Below are 14,281 nucleotides of genomic sequence, written 5' to 3'. Positions count from 1 at the left end.
GTTATCGTGGGTCTGCGGACAATACACCCACCACCCTGCCAATCAACCACTGCAACCCCACATCCCCACCCCGCCGCGTATGCCAGGCCAGCTCAAAGGCAAACGACGGAATATGAAACGGCGGAGGCACGGCCAGCAATTGCCGAGCGTCAATATTTATCAAACCCCGGGACGACACCGTCAGAATCAGGTCCGTACCCTGGATCAACTGAGGCGCCACACCCCAGTGCGGCAGGCTTATGGCTACATGGCGGCGTTCACGAATGGCCGTCAGCGCCCGTTCGATTTCCGGCGTGCCGCTGCCGCGCATCTCCAACAGTACATGGGGGCGCGATAGATAGGCCGGCAGGTCCAGCACCCCGGCGGGCGCCAGGCTATCGCGGTCGACCAGGCAGGTGTAATGCTCCTCGAACAGCGGCGTAGTCCGCATTTCGGCGGGCATGTCGGGGAATACGCCCGCAGCCAGGTCGAGATCGCCATTGAGTACACCCTCAACCATGCCTTCGCGGCTAGCCTGGATGACCTGCAAGTCGATACCGGGCGCTTCATGGCGTAGGAGGCGAACCAGGCCGGGCAGGAATATCGCCGCGCTGTAGTCCGACATCGCCACACGAAAGCGGCGCTTGGCAGAAGTGGGGTCAAAACGATTCGGCGCCAGTAAGGCCTGCACCTGGGCCAGGGCTTCGGTCAATGGCGCCGCCAATTCCATGGCGCGGGCGGTTGGCACCAATGTGCCGCCCTGACGCATCAGCAGCGGGTCGCCCAGCATATCGCGCAGCCGCGCCAACGCATGGCTGACCGCCGGCTGGCTCAGGTGCAGGCGCTCGGCGGCGCGGGTGACGTGTTGCTCGCTGAGCAAAGCGTCGAGGATCACCAGCAGGTTCAGGTCGATGCGACGCAGATCATTCATCAGCTGCATGCTCGGCATAATAATTCGGAATTTAAATTTGCGCGACGAATACCCTAGAGTCCAGCAAAACCTTTGGGAGCGCCGAGATGACTGTGTTGCATTGGGTAGGTTTGTTAGCGCTGGCGGTGTTCGCCGGCGCGGTGGTGCCGTTTCAGAGTGCGATCAACGCCAACCTCGGGCGCGGCCTCGGCCATCCCTTGTGGGCCACCCTGGCTTCGTTACTGGTGAGCATCATCGTGCTGCTGCCGGTGATTGTGGCGCTGCGTTTACCCCTGCCGAGCCTGGCCTTTATCAGCAAGGCACCGTTGTGGATGTGGGCCGGCGGTGCCTTTGGCGTGTGTTTTATTTCATTGGCGTTGATGCTGCTGCCCAAGCTCGGCGCATCGGGCTTCATTGCGCTGGCCATGGCCGGGCAGGTTCTCGCGTCATTGCTGCTGGACCATTTCGGCCTGTTCGGCTTGGTGGAACGTCAGTTGACAACCTCCCGGGTGTTGGGCGCGCTACTGCTGATCAGCGGCGTTGCGCTGATTCAGTTCAGCGGCGCTCAGCCGCAAGGCGATTGATCTGCGCCTGCTCCACCACGGGCTGCGGCGCGCCCTGGCTGGCCGCCTGCAACATCGCACGGCCGACGGTCTCGGTGCTCACCACCCAATCCGGTTTCAATCGCCGCACAAACGAAAGCACCGGCCCGAGCACGCTATAGAAGGATTGGTACAACGGCGTCTTCGAACGCACACCGTGCAACGGCTGGATGATCCCCGGGCGGAACAGATACACCGCCTTGAACGGCAAGCGCAGCAAGGCATTTTCGGTCTTGCCCTTGACCCGCGCCCACATCGACTTGCCGGCTTCGGAACTGTCCGTGCCGGCGCCGGACACATAGATAAAGGTCATCTGCGGATTGAGCCGCGCCAGGGTGCTGGCCGCCACCAGGGTCAGGTCATAGGTGAGGTGGGTGTAGCGCGCCTCCTTCATGCCCGCCGACGAAACGCCGAGGCAAAAGAAACAGGCATCAAAACCCTGCAGCAGGTTTTCCAGGGGTTGGAAATCCAGCATGTCGTTGTGCAATACCTGATGCAGCTTGCCGTGCTCCTGAGTCAGGGGCGTGCGGCCGACGGCTACCACTTCCTGCACATCGGCCGCCAGCAGGCACTCGCGCAGCACACCCTGGCCCACCATGCCGGTGGCGCCGAATAACAGAACTCTCATCAAATATTCCTTCATCCCACTGACTTGGCGAGTCGATAGACGAGCCTCTTGAAGGCTACCGGCACATCCGCCCTGCACGCCGGCACCTTACCTAATTTACTGACGCACAACCCCATTAAATCGCATGATATCACCCCCCTTCAGGTCCATTGACACACCAGGACATTGTAGGCAGCTATCGAATGACATTACTGTGCCATCCTAAAAGCAGGAATGGACCTACACGAAATACTCCATCCGGACTATCGTGCCTGGGAATCGTCTGACTTATCGAATCAAAATTTTCCCGATAGTGTTTTCCAGCCCCCCCAAAGGACGCTAGAGAAATGGAAAACTCATCACTCACACACAAATTCTCAAATTACAAAAAACTCATAGCATTGGCCGAAACGGACTGGCACTCGGCAAAGAGCGGGCGAATATGCGAGCTCAATGTCACCGTCAAAAGTAATAATTACCTGACAGATCAATATGGGCGCGACTTCCATCACTTCTGCACAACCTCATATCTTGGGCTCGATCACCACCCGGCCATAATAGAAGGTGCGATGCAGGGAATAAGGGAGGCCAAAACCCTGCGGCGTTGCGGACGTTGACGGTTTACTTTACTTAAAAGCTCGTTATGGGCTATTTCTCTATATGGACGACTCGCATGCGCTGTCGGCATTCGGAGAGGGAGGACGTGGTTACATCCGGCCATTTATGCATGCGCAAGACGATCAGACATTAATAGTCGCGTCCTTAGGAAAGTCTTTCGGTGCTAGCGGCGGGTTGATCATGTTTGGCAGCGAACGACAAAAAAGTCTGATGTACCGTTATGGTGGCCCGAGCAACTGGTCGCAAAGTCTGAACTCAGCGGCTATTGGCGCTGGGCTGGCGTCGCTAAAAATACACCAGACTGAAGAGCTATACGAGCTTCAAGAAAAACTTCAATTTAACATTCAACTATTTGACAAATTAATATATACAGAGCAGCACGGCACCCAGACTGCCATACGCTTAATTAACTGTGGAGAAGCTGAAAAAGCGAATGAGCTCGCCACCCGACTTTCGGACATTGGCTTTTTTACATCTGCTGTATTTTTTCCGGTAGTGCCAAAAGGAAAATCAGCCGTACGCATAACGCTCCGAGCAGATATGTCCCCTACAACGATAGAGTCGTTTTGCGCACAGCTAACCCAACTAACCACGGCCTCAAAAACCAGCACCAGCTTGCACTCCCAGTCAGAAGCTACCTAATGGGGACGTTCATTAATGGCCACGATTACTGAAACGGATTAAAAACTGTATAAACGATGCCGAACTAGCAGTTTCTTCCTTACTTAGGATATAGGACGATTTTTATTGAAAAGCAATATCGCTCTCCTCCTCGCCTGTAGTGCTGCCTTCCTCGCTCAAGCCGGTATCAGCAGCTATCTGCCCGCAGTCCCAGCAATCGCGCAAGCTTTAGCCGTCGAAAAGCATGTTGCTCTGGCTCTAGCGGTGTATCTGGTGGGCATGGCCTTGCCAATGCTGCTGTGGGGTAGTCTGGCTGAGCGACTTGGCAGAAAACCGGTGTTACTTGCAGCCTTGGCGGTGTATGCCCTGGCGAGTGCGACGATCCCATCAGCGTTCAATGTTGAGTCATTTCTAGCCTTACGCCTGCTTCAAGGCTTGGGGGCTGGTGGGATGTCCGTCATGGCACGGGTATTAGTGCGCGACAACTTCAGCGGTGCACAGTTGGCCAAAGGACTATCGTGGCTGGGGATGACCTTCGTGGTCGCCTTGGGTATTGGCCAATTCGCGGGTTCGTTATTGCAAATGGCGTTTGGCTGGAAGGCAATTTTCTATACGTTGGCAATCGGGGCTGTCGCTTTGATAGGGGTGTTGCAGCGGGTGGTATTTGCGACGCAAGCAAAAGCTGGCTCCCCGGTCCGCGCTTGGCGTGTTTACAACGCGATTGCGCGACATCCTCCCTTTCTGCACGCCGCACTGGCCGGCGGTTTGGGCTATGGGGTGATCATTGCATTCAATACCTGCGCACCGTTGATTTTTCAGGGAGGTTTTCAGTGGAGCGCAATGGAATACGGCTGGCTGGGTTGGCCGATCAGTGGGGCTTACCTGGCAGGTGCGTTAATGGTCAATCGCTTCGTTGCACGCACAGGTCGCTTGAGAATGATGCGTGCAGGCGTTGCATTGGTACTGCTCGGTACGGCGACCATGTTGCTAGGCAGCGTGCTTGCCAGTGGGCTCGCGGTGCTGCTGTGGTTGCCCTATTGCGTGGCGGTGCTGGGGCAGTCGATCAGTTACCCTATCAGTTTATCTCTCGCCAATGATGAGGCCCCCATCAGCGGCTCCTACGCCATGGCCCTCGGCGGTTTTGTGCATCAGTTGATGGCAGCCATGATCGGCGGTGCGGCAAGCCTATTGGTGAGCCAGCAGGCGTGGCCGCTGGCGGTGTTGTGTGTGGCGTTGGCGGGCGGCACATGCATATGCCTTGCCCGCTGCAGCTCGGATCAAAACGCGCTACGAAAGATCTCCTCAATCTGACGCTGGTCAGCCCGCCGTGGGTTGGTCAGCCCGCAGGCATCTTTCAACGCATTGCTGGCCAGCAATGGAATGTCCTGCAACTTAGCGCCAAGCTCACGCAAGCCCGCAGGGATTTCCACGTCCTGGGACAACCGACGAATCGCCGCGATGGCAGCCTGGGCGCCCTCCTCGGCGGTGATGCCCTTGATATCCGCACCAAGGGCGCGGCCCACGTCGCTCAGGCGTTTGGCGCAGACGCTGGCGTTGAAGCTTTGTACATGGGGCAATAGCACGGCGTTGCACACGCCGTGGGGCAGGTCGTACAAGCCGCCCAATTGGTGAGCCATGGCATGCACGAAACCCAGGGACGCATTGTTGAAGGCCATGCCGGCGAGAAACTGCGCATAGGCCATGTTTTCCCGTGCGGCCTTGTCAGTGCCGTCGCGGACCGCCAGGCGCAGGTTGGCGCTGATCAACTCGATGGCCTTGATCGCGCAGGCGTCGGTGATCGGTGTCGCGGCGGTGGACACATAGGCTTCGATGGCGTGGGTCAGCGCATCCATGCCCGTGGCGGCAGTGAGGCCCTGGGGCATGCCGACCATCAGCGCCGGGTCGTTGACCGACAGCAACGGCGTGACATTGCGATCAACGATGGCCATTTTTACGTGGCGGCTTTCGTCAGTGATGATGCAAAAACGCGTCATCTCGCTGGCCGTGCCAGCGGTGGTATTGATGGCCACCAGCGGCAGTTGCGGCTTGCTCGATCGGTCGACGCCTTCATAGTCGCCGATGCGCCCGCCGTTGGTGGCGCACAGGGCAATGCCCTTGGCGCAGTCATGGGGCGAACCGCCACCCAGGGACACGACGAAATCGCAGGCGCTCTGTTGCAGCAACGCCAGGCCTTTTTCGACGTTTTCCACGCTGGGGTTGGGCTTGGCGCCGTCGTAGATCACCGAGTCGATATCCTGCATCGCCAGCTTCTCGGCGATCATGCCGGCCACACCGGCTTTGGCCAGGCCCACGTCGGTCACAATCAACGCCTTGTCAAAGCCGTAGTTGCGGATGGCGGTCATCGCTTCGTCGAGGCAATCGATACCCATGATGTTGACGGCGGGGATGAAGAACGTGCTGCTCATGATCAATCCTCAAAGGCTTTATGCCGACAGAATCAACCTGTACCGCGTGGCGCATCTTGATCAGGATCAATGCCGGCTCGTGATAAAGTCACCCCCCAGCCGATTTCGAGTAGACCCGCCGCAATGAAGGATTTCCAGGATATTGACGCCCACCTTGAAGACTGGAGTGCCCTGCGCGCTGCCGTCGACTTCAGCGGGATACTGATCGGTAACGGCGCCAGCCGTACGATTTGGGAAGACTTTGCCTACGACTCGCTGTTCGAAAACGCCCGTACCGTCGAAGAAAAACCCCTGAGCGCCTCCGAACTCAGCGTGTTCGACGCCTTGCAGACCCGCAGTTTCGAGCAAGCGCTGGGCGCCTTGAAAACCACCAGCCGGGTCAACAAGGCCCTGGCGGTCAGCTCGGCGGCGCCGCGTAACCGTTACTACGCGATCAAGGAAGCGCTGATCAACACCATTCATACCGTGCACATTCCCTGGCGCCTGGTGCAGCCGTCGACGCTGACGACGATCAACGCGGAGCTGACCACCTACGCCACCGTCTTCACCAGTAACTACGACTTGCTCAACTATTGGGCGACCCTGCACGCACCGGGCATTGACGACCTGTTTCGCAGCGCCGACTCAAGCTTCGACCTGCGCAATACGCACACCGACGCCACCCGCATCCTGTACCTGCACGGCGGCCTGCACCTGGTGCGCAACCTCGACGGCACGGCGCGCAAATTGCCGTCCACCGACAGCACCCTGCTCAGCAGTTTTGCCATCAACAACACGATCAAGACCCTCGACGATGTGCCGCTGTTTGTCAGTGAAGGCAAGGTGGAGGAGAAACTCAAAAGTATCCGCAGTTCGGATTATCTGTCGTTCTGTTATGAACAGCTGTTGAGCCATGAAGGCGCGCTGTGCATCTTCGGCCATGACTTGGGGCCGCAGGATAAACACCTGGTGGATGCTATCGGCCAGGCCAGCATCAACACCCTGGCGATCTCGGTGTCGGGGCGCAGCGATGGGTTTATTCGCCAGCAGAAGCGGCGGTATCTGGAGTTGTTCGAGGGCTCTGCTGTGGAACTGAGGTTCTTTACAGCGCGTACGCACCCACTGGGTAATCCGGCATTGTCCGTCCCTGTGGAACGCTGAGCAAAATGTGGGAGCTGGCTTGCCTGCGATGGCGGTGGGTCAGCCACAGATCGGGCACCGATAAACCGCTATCGCAGGCAAGCCAGCTCCCACATTGACTGCATTTCAAGTCGGGATCAGCCTCATTCCTCAGCGCTGTGCACCACCACTAGCAACTGCGCCTGCACCTCTCCCACCGAGCGAATCCGGTGGGGTTTCTGCGCGTTGAAATGCAGCGCATCGCCGCGCGCCAACAGCACGCGCTCACTCATGAAATCCACCTCAACCTGGCCTTCATGCACGAATAAAAACTCCTCTCCCAAGTGCTCCTTGAAGGTCTTGTCGGTGAACTCCGCCGGCGGATAAATGATGAACGGCAGCAGGCTGCGCTCGCTGACTTGGTGGGCAAGCACCGCATAACCCGGCGAGGTGTCGGGCCGCTCATGGCTGCGCACCAGGCTGTAGCTGTCGAGGCTGACGTTGTCTTCGCTGAACAGCTCTTCGACCTTCACGTTCAGAGCCTTGGCCAGTTTCAATGCCGCGGCGATGGAGGGCGTATTGAGCCCGCGCTCGACTTTCGACAGGTAACTCTTGGTCATCCCGGATTTTTCGGCCAGGGCCTCCAGGGTTACGCCAAGTTTTTTTCTTAATATTTTCAAGCGGATAGACATTTGCTGCGGTTAATCCATGCAGAAAGCGATGAGACAGGCTTGCCAATGACACAAAGTGTCATATAGCATCTTTAGTGTCATTTGCACTCACCCAACGACCTTGCGAGCAGCGGGCGACCAGCAAATCCGACGTCCATTGAACCATCCAAAGGACACCGATATGGCCAAGACATTAGCACTCCCAAAAGACCAACTGGTCAAGCAAGCACTGAGCCAGATGCAAAACAGCCTGGCAGATAATACGTGGACCGACCGGCAAAAGCTGGCGCTGACCTGCCGAATCCTGTTCGAGTACGGCCACGACTCCGGCCTGGCCGGGCAGATCACCGCACGTGGGCCGACGCCCGGCACCTACTACACCCAGCAACTGGGCCTGGGCTTTGATGAAATTACCGCCAGCAACCTGCTGCTGGTCAACGAAGACCTCGAAGTACTGGAAGGCCATGGCATTCCCAACCCCGCCAACCGTTTTCACACCTGGGTGTACCGCGGCCGCCCGGATGTAAACTGCATCATCCACACGCACCCTACGCACATTGCCGCGCTGTCGATGCTGGAAGTGCCGTTGCAGGTGTCGCACATGGACCTTTGCCCGCTGTACGAAGATTGCGCGTTCCTGGAGGCCTGGCCCGGCGTGCCGGTGGGCAACGAAGAAGGGGAAATCATCACCACGGCCCTGGGCGACAAGCGCGCCATCCTGCTCTCGCACCACGGGCAGTTGTCCACCGGGGCCAACATCGAAGAAGCCTGCGTGATTGCGCAACTGATCGAACGGGCTGCCAAGTTGCAGTTGCTGGCGATGTCTGCGGGCAGCGTCAAACCGATCCTGCCGGAGCTGGGGCGCGAGGCCCATGACTGGATCTCCAAGCCCAAACGCCACGGCGCCGCGTTCAACTACTACGCCCGGCAAAACCTGCGCAAGCACGCCGACTGCCTGAACTGATTGTCCCCCTTTTCGACCGGAGTTTTTCCCATGTCCAACCCAACCATTCACGGCATCATCGGCTACACCATCACCCCCTTCAGTGCCGACGGCCAACGCGTTGACCTCGACGCCCTCGGGCACTCCATCGACCGCTTGATCAACAGCGGCGTCCACGCCATTGCGCCCTTGGGCAGCACGGGCGAAGGCGCTTACCTGAGCGATGCCGAGTGGGATGAAGTCAGCGCCTACAGCATCAAGAAAGTCGCCAAGCGCGTGCCGACCATTGTCAGCGTGTCCGACCTGACCACCGCCAAAGCCGTACGCCGCGCCCGCTATGCCGAAGAGCACGGCGCCGATGTGGTCATGGTGCTGCCGGCCTCGTACTGGAAACTCAGTGACGCGGAAATCCTCGCTCACTACGCCGCCATCGGCGACAGCATCGGCGTGCCGATCATGCTCTACAACAACCCGGCCACCAGCGGCACCGACATGTCGGTGGAGCTGATCCTGCGCATCCTCAAGCAGGTCGAGAACGTGACGATGGTCAAGGAGAGCACTGGCGACATCCAGCGCATGCACCAGTTGCAACTGCAAAGTGACGTGCCGTTCTACAACGGCTGCAACCCGCTGGCGCTGGAAGCCTTCGCGGCTGGCGCCAAAGGCTGGTGCACCGCGGCGCCGAACCTGATCCCGCAACTGAACCTGAGCTTGTATCAGGCCGTACTGGCCGATGATTTGAACAAGGCGCGGGAGCTGTTCTACCGACAGTTGCCCTTGCTGCAATTCATCCTCAAAGGCGGGCTGCCGGCGACGATCAAGGCCGGGTTGCGCTTGACCGGGTTGGAGGTGGGTCATCCGCGCTTGCCGGTGTTCCCGTTGGGCGAAGCAGGGATCGGACAGCTCAAAGCGTTGCTGTCATCGGTATAAAAAACGCCCGGCTCTCGCGAGCCGGGCGTAGGCCTTCTTGCACAACCGTCAGGTCTTGTCCTTGATAGTGACACTGGAACCATTGGTCTTGACGCTGGCAATGCCATTGTCTCGTGCGGCTGTAGAGGTGTACTGCTCACTGCTGCCGATCACTTGATGATTGGCCGCCTTGAGGTTGAAGAACGGTTGGCCGTTGCTGGCCACTTTTTTCTCATAACGTTCATCATGTGGGCTGTTTGCCTGCACTGAAGCAATGCCGGCTTCAGTAGCACCGCGGGTGGTGTAAAGCTCGCTGGTCAATATGGTTTCTGCGTTCGCCGCCTTAAGCACGAAACGAAACTGCCCGTTACTGCTTTTACTCAACTCATACCATCCAGCCATGACTTTCTCCTTTGAGTGGGATATCGCTCCCAAACTTGTAGGATTAAAGGCCATGCCCCAATTTTTTCCAGCCAAACACGGGAGATCTATTTAGCTGGAGACAAATGACAATAATTCTCGATATCATTCGCGACTTTTCCACGTCGTACTTCGTCAAGAAGGGTATCCATGTCTCGTCCCCAGCCCGACCCGTCGGCGGCCGATGCCTGTCGCGGGTTTTATGCAGACATTCTGTATTTCCTGCGCAAACGCACGGACAACGCCAGCGATGCGGCAGACATGGCCCAGGATGTGTTTACCCAATGGCTGGGCTACCGCGACCGGGCCAAGGTCGAGCAGCCACGGGCGTTTCTGTTCCAGATGGCACGCAACCTGCTCCGCGATCACTGGCGTAAACAGAAGGTACGGCAAACCGTCCACCCTGATCACGCCGAAATGGATGCCGAGCCGGTCACCGACGAGCACAACGACCCTATGGCCGCCGCCCTTCGCCTGCAACGCCTGGAACAGTTGAAAGAAGTCCTCGCCGAACTCTCGCCCCGCCGGCGAGAAGCCCTTATGCTGCACCGCTTCGAAGGCTTGAGCCAGGCGCAGATCGCAACGCGCATGGGCATCTCCACCAGCATGGTGGAAAAGCACATCGCCTTTGCCCTGCTGCACTGCAAGCGACGCCTTCAACCCGACACCGGCACGGAGCAGCCAGAATGAACCGCCCGAGCGACACAAACGCGCTGGACAGCCAAGCGAGCGATTCCATCGATGCCCAGGCCGCCAGTTGGTTTGCACGCAACCGCAACGAAGTAAGCCGCGCCGACCGTAAAGCCTTTGCCGCCTGGCAGGCGGTGCCCGACCATGCGCGCGCCTATGCCGAATTCGAACAGTTATGGGCCGACCTCGCCCAGTTGCAACAACTGAACAAACCGCTGGCACTGCCCAAGCGCAAGCCCGCCTTGTGGCGCCCTGCCCTGGCGGTGGCCGCTGCCTTGGTGTGCGCCGTGTTGGCGACCTCTATCGGCGCACCGCGCGAGCTGTATCACAGCCAGGTTGCCACCCAGGCCAAGGGCATGCGCACGTTGAATCTGCCGGATGGCAGTACCTTGTATGTGAATGCCAACACCCATATCCGCGTGGACTTCAGCGCCCATCTACGGGTGCTGCACCTGGACAAAGGTCAGCTGTACCTCGAAGTGGCCGCCGACAAGGAACGCCCCCTCTACGTGCAAGCCGGCGAGTCGAGCGTACGGGTGGTGGGCACTGCTTTCGATGTGCGCCGAGGGCAGCAGCAATTGGTGGTCAGCGTTGCCCATGGCCAGGTCGCTTTCGCGCCCAATGGCAAAAGCCCCGTCACCCTGCTCGGCGCCCAGCAACGGGCCTCATACAACTACGCCAAAGGCATCGTGCAACCGCAAAGCCTCAGCGCCGAAGAGGTCGCCGATTGGCGCAGCGGGCACTTGTCGTTTCGCAATCGCGAGCTGGCCAGCCTGATCGACGAACTGAGCCTGTACCGTCCACAGGCGTCGTTGCAGGTGAGCAAGGCCGTGGCGCAACTCAAGGTTTCGGGCAACCTGGATGTGAATGACCCGGACGCCCTGCTCAATGCCTTGCCCGCGCTGTTGCCGGTGAAAACCGTACTCTCGGCGGACGGCATTATGAGAATCGAGCCAAGCAAATAGGCGGCAACACCACACATGAGAATATTTTGCATTCGCATGTGTGGTTTTTTTTGCCTGCCCCGTCTTCCTCCTGTCCGTGTTTGATACGCACACCTTTTTGGCTATTTAGCCGCTCCGGGGGATTTCATGTTTCGCGCGCCTTGTCACGCTTCGCACCTGTTTCTTCGACCGACACTCATGGCTATGTGCCTGGCCTTGAGCCTCAGCGCCGAAGCCGAGTCATTAAAGCTGCACCTGCCTGCCCAGTCGCTGGCCACGTCCCTGAGCCAGGTGGCCCAGCAGGCGAAAATCCAGCTGCTGTTCGATGAAACCCTGCTCAAGAATGTGCAGGCCCCGGCGCTTAACGGTGACTACACCCCGGAAGTGGCCATCCGCTCCCTGCTCAAAAACGGTGAACTCATCCTGCTCAAGGTCGGCAGTACCTACGTGGTGCGCCCCGATGAGCGTAAAACCACCACCACCGGTGGGGCAATCCAGTTGGACACCTTGAGCGTGATCGGCACCGGCAACGAGGTGAACGCCAGCACCGTCAACCGCTCCACCCTGACCCAGGCCGACATCGACCGTTACCAGTCCAATAACATTCCCAGCCTGTTGCAGACCTTGCCCGGTGTCAGCCAGGGCGGCTCGCTGAAACCCGGCGGCCAGACCATCAACATCCGCGGTTTCGGCGATGCCGAAGACGTGCCGCTGACCGTTGACGGTGCCACCAAGACGGGCTTTGAGCGTTACCAGCAAGGTACAGTGTTTATCGAGCCCGAGCTGATCAAGCGCATCGAAGTGGAAAAAGGTCCCAACTCGCCGTTCACCGGTAATGGCGGCTTCGGCGGCACGGTCAACATGGTCACCAAGGACGCCCCGGACCTGCTCAAGGACGGCCGCAACAGCGGTGCGATGCTCAAATATGGCTACTCCAGCAACGACCATGAGCAGGTCTACAGCAGTGCCGTGTATGGCCGTACCGACGACGGCCGTTTCGATGCGCTGGCCTACCTGACCCAACGCGACGGCGGCGATATGAAAGTGGCCGCCAAGTTGCCCAACGACAACAATGAGTACCCGATCAACCCTCAGCGCCTGCCCAACAGCGCCCAGGATGTGGACGGCAAGCTGTTCAAGGTCAACGCGCACTTTACCGATGAGCACAGTGTCGGGCTGTCATACTCGCGCTCCCACAGCAACCGCTGGACCCCGTTTTCCGCCGCCAGTTACCCCACGCCGCCAACCCAGTTCAACATCGATCGCTACGGCTACGAAGGCGCGTTGAAGCGTTTCCTCGCCCACCGTGACACGGTCGACACCACCTGGTCGGGCAAGTATGAATACCAGCCGCTGGACAACCCGCTGGTGGACTTGACCGTCAAGTACTCACAGTCCAACACCGAGCAGACCGATGAGCGTGACGCCACGGCGTTTTTCCAGTTGGCCACCGGCGGGCGCAAGATGGACACCGCCTACACCGACAAGCTCCTGGACATCCGCAACGTCAGCCTGTTTGACACCGGCCCCTTGCAGCATGCCGTGACGGTTGGCGGGCAAATCCGCAAGCACACCCGCGAAACCGAAATGTGGATGCCCGGCGCCACCTACAACACGCCGCGCTACAACTACGGGCACTTCCAGCCAGGCTTCATGCCCCACGGCAAAGTTGATACCAACAGCTTCTTTATCCAGGACGCGGTGACGTTGGGCGACGTGACGATCACGCCGTCGCTGCGCTATGACCATGTGCGCAACCGCGGCGAAGGCAACGATGCGCCCTACTACAACAACCCCAGCCCGGCAGTGGGTCACGACTACAGCGACCGCACCTACACAGGTTGGTCGCCACGCCTGGCGCTGTTCTGGACCGTGACGCCGAACGTGGGGCTGTTCGCCAACTGGAGCCAGACCTGGCGCGCCCCGGTGATCGACGAACAATACGAAGTGCAGGGCGTGGGCAGTCGCACCGCCACCAGCGTCGACCTGGACCCGGAGCGCATCACCTCGATCACCCTGGGCAACATCACCAGCTTCGACAACCTGATCGCCCAGGACGATAACCTGCAACTGCGCACCACCCTGTTTCACAACAAGGTCGAAGACGAGATCTTCAAGGCCACCGGCGTGGGCTGCCAGAACCAGGCTGTCAATGGCGGCAGCATCGCTTCAGCTTGCCCGCCTGGGCCGATGTCCAACTACCGCAATATCGGCAGCCTGACCATCAAGGGCGTTGAGCTCGAATCGATTTACAACTCCACCTACCTGTTTGGCTCGGTGTCGTTCGCCTATGCCAAGGGCCAGCACCAAGGCGCCTACACCAACCCTTGGGGCCCGGACGTAGCCGCACGAGACATCCCGCCGACCAAATGGGTGCTGGTACTGGGTACCCACATCCCGGCCTGGGATGCCCAGGTGGGCTGGATGGGCCAGTTCATCGGCGCCACCGACCGCCTGCCCAGCGACAAATACTCGGGCGGCCCGGGCTCCAGCGTCGGCGATCTGTTCTACGACCAGTACGGCAACAAGCGCTACAACACCCAGGGCCTGTTCGCCAAATGGACACCGCAGCAGGCGTACCTCAAAGGCACCGAGGTGAACTTCACGGTAGACAACCTGTTCAACAAAAACTTCCGCCCGGCCTTGAGCGGCGACCGGGCGTACACGAAAGGGCGTGATGCGAAGATCAGCGTGACGCGTTTCTTCTAAGCACGCACGTATTCCAACTGTGGGAGCTGGCTTGCCTGCGATAGCCAAAAGTATCTACACAACGCTGTAACGGTCGACGGTAACCACGATGCGAAGCGAGCCGCTCTTGATCTTGATCTGCTTTTGATTTCAAG

13 protein-coding genes and 1 pseudogene are annotated in these 14,281 nt (G+C 59.1%); 9 read left to right on the top strand and 5 right to left on the bottom strand.

From position 1 onward, the window contains the following. Window position 1 precedes the first annotated feature (1 nt). On the bottom strand, window positions 2-928 hold the full coding sequence (locus BMH52_RS15870) for a LysR family transcriptional regulator (protein WP_014717342.1): 927 nt from the start codon (window positions 926-928) through the stop codon (window positions 2-4). A 68-nt stretch (window positions 929-996) separates the two neighbouring features. Between BMH52_RS15870 and BMH52_RS15865 the strand changes: the two genes are divergently transcribed. Next, the gene (locus tag BMH52_RS15865; protein WP_014717341.1) at window positions 997-1,473 is read left to right on the top strand and encodes a DMT family transporter; all 477 of its coding nucleotides are present in this window, start codon (window positions 997-999) and stop codon (window positions 1,471-1,473) included. On the opposite strand, the gene BMH52_RS15860 is transcribed toward BMH52_RS15865, so the two are convergent. Next, window positions 1,445-2,119, bottom strand: coding sequence for an NAD(P)H-binding protein (locus BMH52_RS15860; RefSeq protein ID WP_019818511.1), 675 nt, complete (start codon window positions 2,117-2,119; stop codon window positions 1,445-1,447). The two genes, BMH52_RS15865 and BMH52_RS15860, sit on opposite strands and share 29 nt — an antisense overlap. Before the next feature lie 326 nt (window positions 2,120-2,445). Here BMH52_RS15860 and BMH52_RS15855 point away from each other — a divergent pair. Then, window positions 2,446-3,358: pseudogene (locus tag BMH52_RS15855) on the top strand (aminotransferase class I/II-fold pyridoxal phosphate-dependent enzyme). A 105-nt stretch (window positions 3,359-3,463) separates the two neighbouring features. After that, on the top strand, window positions 3,464-4,648 hold the full coding sequence (locus tag BMH52_RS15850) for an MFS transporter (protein WP_072434341.1): 1,185 nt from the start codon (window positions 3,464-3,466) through the stop codon (window positions 4,646-4,648). Here the strand turns inward: BMH52_RS15850 and yiaY are convergent. Next, window positions 4,615-5,763 (bottom strand): L-threonine dehydrogenase, encoded by a 1,149-nt coding sequence (gene yiaY / locus BMH52_RS15845; RefSeq protein ID WP_054917605.1) that lies wholly within the window; start codon window positions 5,761-5,763, stop codon window positions 4,615-4,617. The genes BMH52_RS15850 and yiaY overlap by 34 nt on opposite strands. Before the next feature lie 123 nt (window positions 5,764-5,886). Here yiaY and BMH52_RS15840 point away from each other — a divergent pair, with 123 nt between their 5' ends. Next, window positions 5,887-6,903 carry a DUF4917 family protein gene (locus BMH52_RS15840; protein WP_014717337.1) on the top strand — a complete coding sequence of 339 codons (1,017 nt, stop codon included), beginning with the start codon at window positions 5,887-5,889 and terminating at the stop codon, window positions 6,901-6,903. Between the two features lie 122 nt (window positions 6,904-7,025). Here BMH52_RS15840 and BMH52_RS15835 read toward each other — a convergent pair whose 3' ends face one another. Continuing rightward, window positions 7,026-7,553 carry a helix-turn-helix domain-containing protein gene (locus BMH52_RS15835; protein ID WP_014717336.1) on the bottom strand — a complete coding sequence of 176 codons (528 nt, stop codon included), beginning with the start codon at window positions 7,551-7,553 and terminating at the stop codon, window positions 7,026-7,028. Window positions 7,554-7,713: 160 nt separating this feature from the next. On the opposite strand from BMH52_RS15835, the gene BMH52_RS15830 reads away from it, so the two are divergent. Both BMH52_RS15830 and BMH52_RS15825 read left to right on the top strand, forming a co-directional pair. Continuing rightward, the gene (locus BMH52_RS15830) at window positions 7,714-8,496 is read left to right on the top strand and encodes an aldolase (protein ID WP_014717335.1); all 783 of its coding nucleotides are present in this window, start codon (window positions 7,714-7,716) and stop codon (window positions 8,494-8,496) included. Between the two features lie 30 nt (window positions 8,497-8,526). After that, complete coding sequence (locus tag BMH52_RS15825; protein WP_032903203.1) at window positions 8,527-9,405, top strand: dihydrodipicolinate synthase family protein; 879 nt, start codon at window positions 8,527-8,529, stop codon at window positions 9,403-9,405. Between the two features lie 48 nt (window positions 9,406-9,453). On the opposite strand, the gene BMH52_RS15820 is transcribed toward BMH52_RS15825, so the two are convergent. Next, entirely contained in the window at window positions 9,454-9,786 is a 333-nt protein-coding gene (locus BMH52_RS15820) for a YegP family protein (protein WP_014717333.1), read from the bottom strand. A 168-nt stretch (window positions 9,787-9,954) separates the two neighbouring features. On the opposite strand from BMH52_RS15820, the gene BMH52_RS15815 reads away from it, so the two are divergent. The 3 genes from BMH52_RS15815 to BMH52_RS15805 all read left to right on the top strand — a co-directional run bounded on the left by BMH52_RS15815 (window position 9,955) and on the right by BMH52_RS15805 (window position 14,147). Continuing rightward, window positions 9,955-10,494, top strand: coding sequence for an RNA polymerase sigma factor (locus BMH52_RS15815; protein ID WP_014717332.1), 540 nt, complete (start codon window positions 9,955-9,957; stop codon window positions 10,492-10,494). After that, window positions 10,491-11,459 carry a FecR domain-containing protein gene (locus BMH52_RS15810; protein WP_072434337.1) on the top strand — a complete coding sequence of 323 codons (969 nt, stop codon included), beginning with the start codon at window positions 10,491-10,493 and terminating at the stop codon, window positions 11,457-11,459. Before BMH52_RS15815 ends, BMH52_RS15810 begins: the two co-directional genes overlap by 4 nt. Before the next feature lie 126 nt (window positions 11,460-11,585). Continuing rightward, window positions 11,586-14,147, top strand: a complete 2,562-nt coding sequence (locus BMH52_RS15805) for a TonB-dependent receptor (protein ID WP_073844251.1) — start codon at window positions 11,586-11,588, stop codon at window positions 14,145-14,147. Window positions 14,148-14,281 lie beyond the last annotated feature (134 nt).

It is taken from the genome of Pseudomonas sp. BTN1 (assembly GCF_001907715.1).
Taxonomy (GTDB): Bacteria; Pseudomonadota; Gammaproteobacteria; order Pseudomonadales; family Pseudomonadaceae; genus Aquipseudomonas; species Aquipseudomonas paracarnis.
The sequence above is the reverse complement of the archived record's forward strand: the minus strand, read 5'-3'. Positions and strand labels throughout refer to the sequence as shown.

What these genes read in the sequence shown, in the direction of transcription:
- BMH52_RS15870 (WP_014717342.1), bottom strand. Translation starts at nt 928, where the DNA reads ATGCCGAGCATGCAGCTGATGAATGATCTGCGTCGCATCGACCTGAAC.
- BMH52_RS15865 (WP_014717341.1), top strand. Translation starts at nt 997, where the DNA reads ATGACTGTGTTGCATTGGGTAGGTTTGTTAGCGCTGGCGGTGTTCGCC.
- BMH52_RS15860 (WP_019818511.1), bottom strand. Translation starts at nt 2,119, where the DNA reads ATGAGAGTTCTGTTATTCGGCGCCACCGGCATGGTGGGCCAGGGTGTG.
- yiaY (WP_054917605.1), bottom strand. Translation starts at nt 5,763, where the DNA reads ATGAGCAGCACGTTCTTCATCCCCGCCGTCAACATCATGGGTATCGAT.
- BMH52_RS15840 (WP_014717337.1), top strand. Translation starts at nt 5,887, where the DNA reads ATGAAGGATTTCCAGGATATTGACGCCCACCTTGAAGACTGGAGTGCC.
- BMH52_RS15835 (WP_014717336.1), bottom strand. Translation starts at nt 7,553, where the DNA reads ATGTCTATCCGCTTGAAAATATTAAGAAAAAAACTTGGCGTAACCCTG.
- BMH52_RS15830 (WP_014717335.1), top strand. Translation starts at nt 7,714, where the DNA reads ATGGCCAAGACATTAGCACTCCCAAAAGACCAACTGGTCAAGCAAGCA.
- BMH52_RS15825 (WP_032903203.1), top strand. Translation starts at nt 8,527, where the DNA reads ATGTCCAACCCAACCATTCACGGCATCATCGGCTACACCATCACCCCC.
- BMH52_RS15820 (WP_014717333.1), bottom strand. Translation starts at nt 9,786, where the DNA reads ATGGCTGGATGGTATGAGTTGAGTAAAAGCAGTAACGGGCAGTTTCGT.
- BMH52_RS15815 (WP_014717332.1), top strand. Translation starts at nt 9,955, where the DNA reads ATGTCTCGTCCCCAGCCCGACCCGTCGGCGGCCGATGCCTGTCGCGGG.
- BMH52_RS15810 (WP_072434337.1), top strand. Translation starts at nt 10,491, where the DNA reads ATGAACCGCCCGAGCGACACAAACGCGCTGGACAGCCAAGCGAGCGAT.
- BMH52_RS15805 (WP_073844251.1), top strand. Translation starts at nt 11,586, where the DNA reads ATGTTTCGCGCGCCTTGTCACGCTTCGCACCTGTTTCTTCGACCGACA.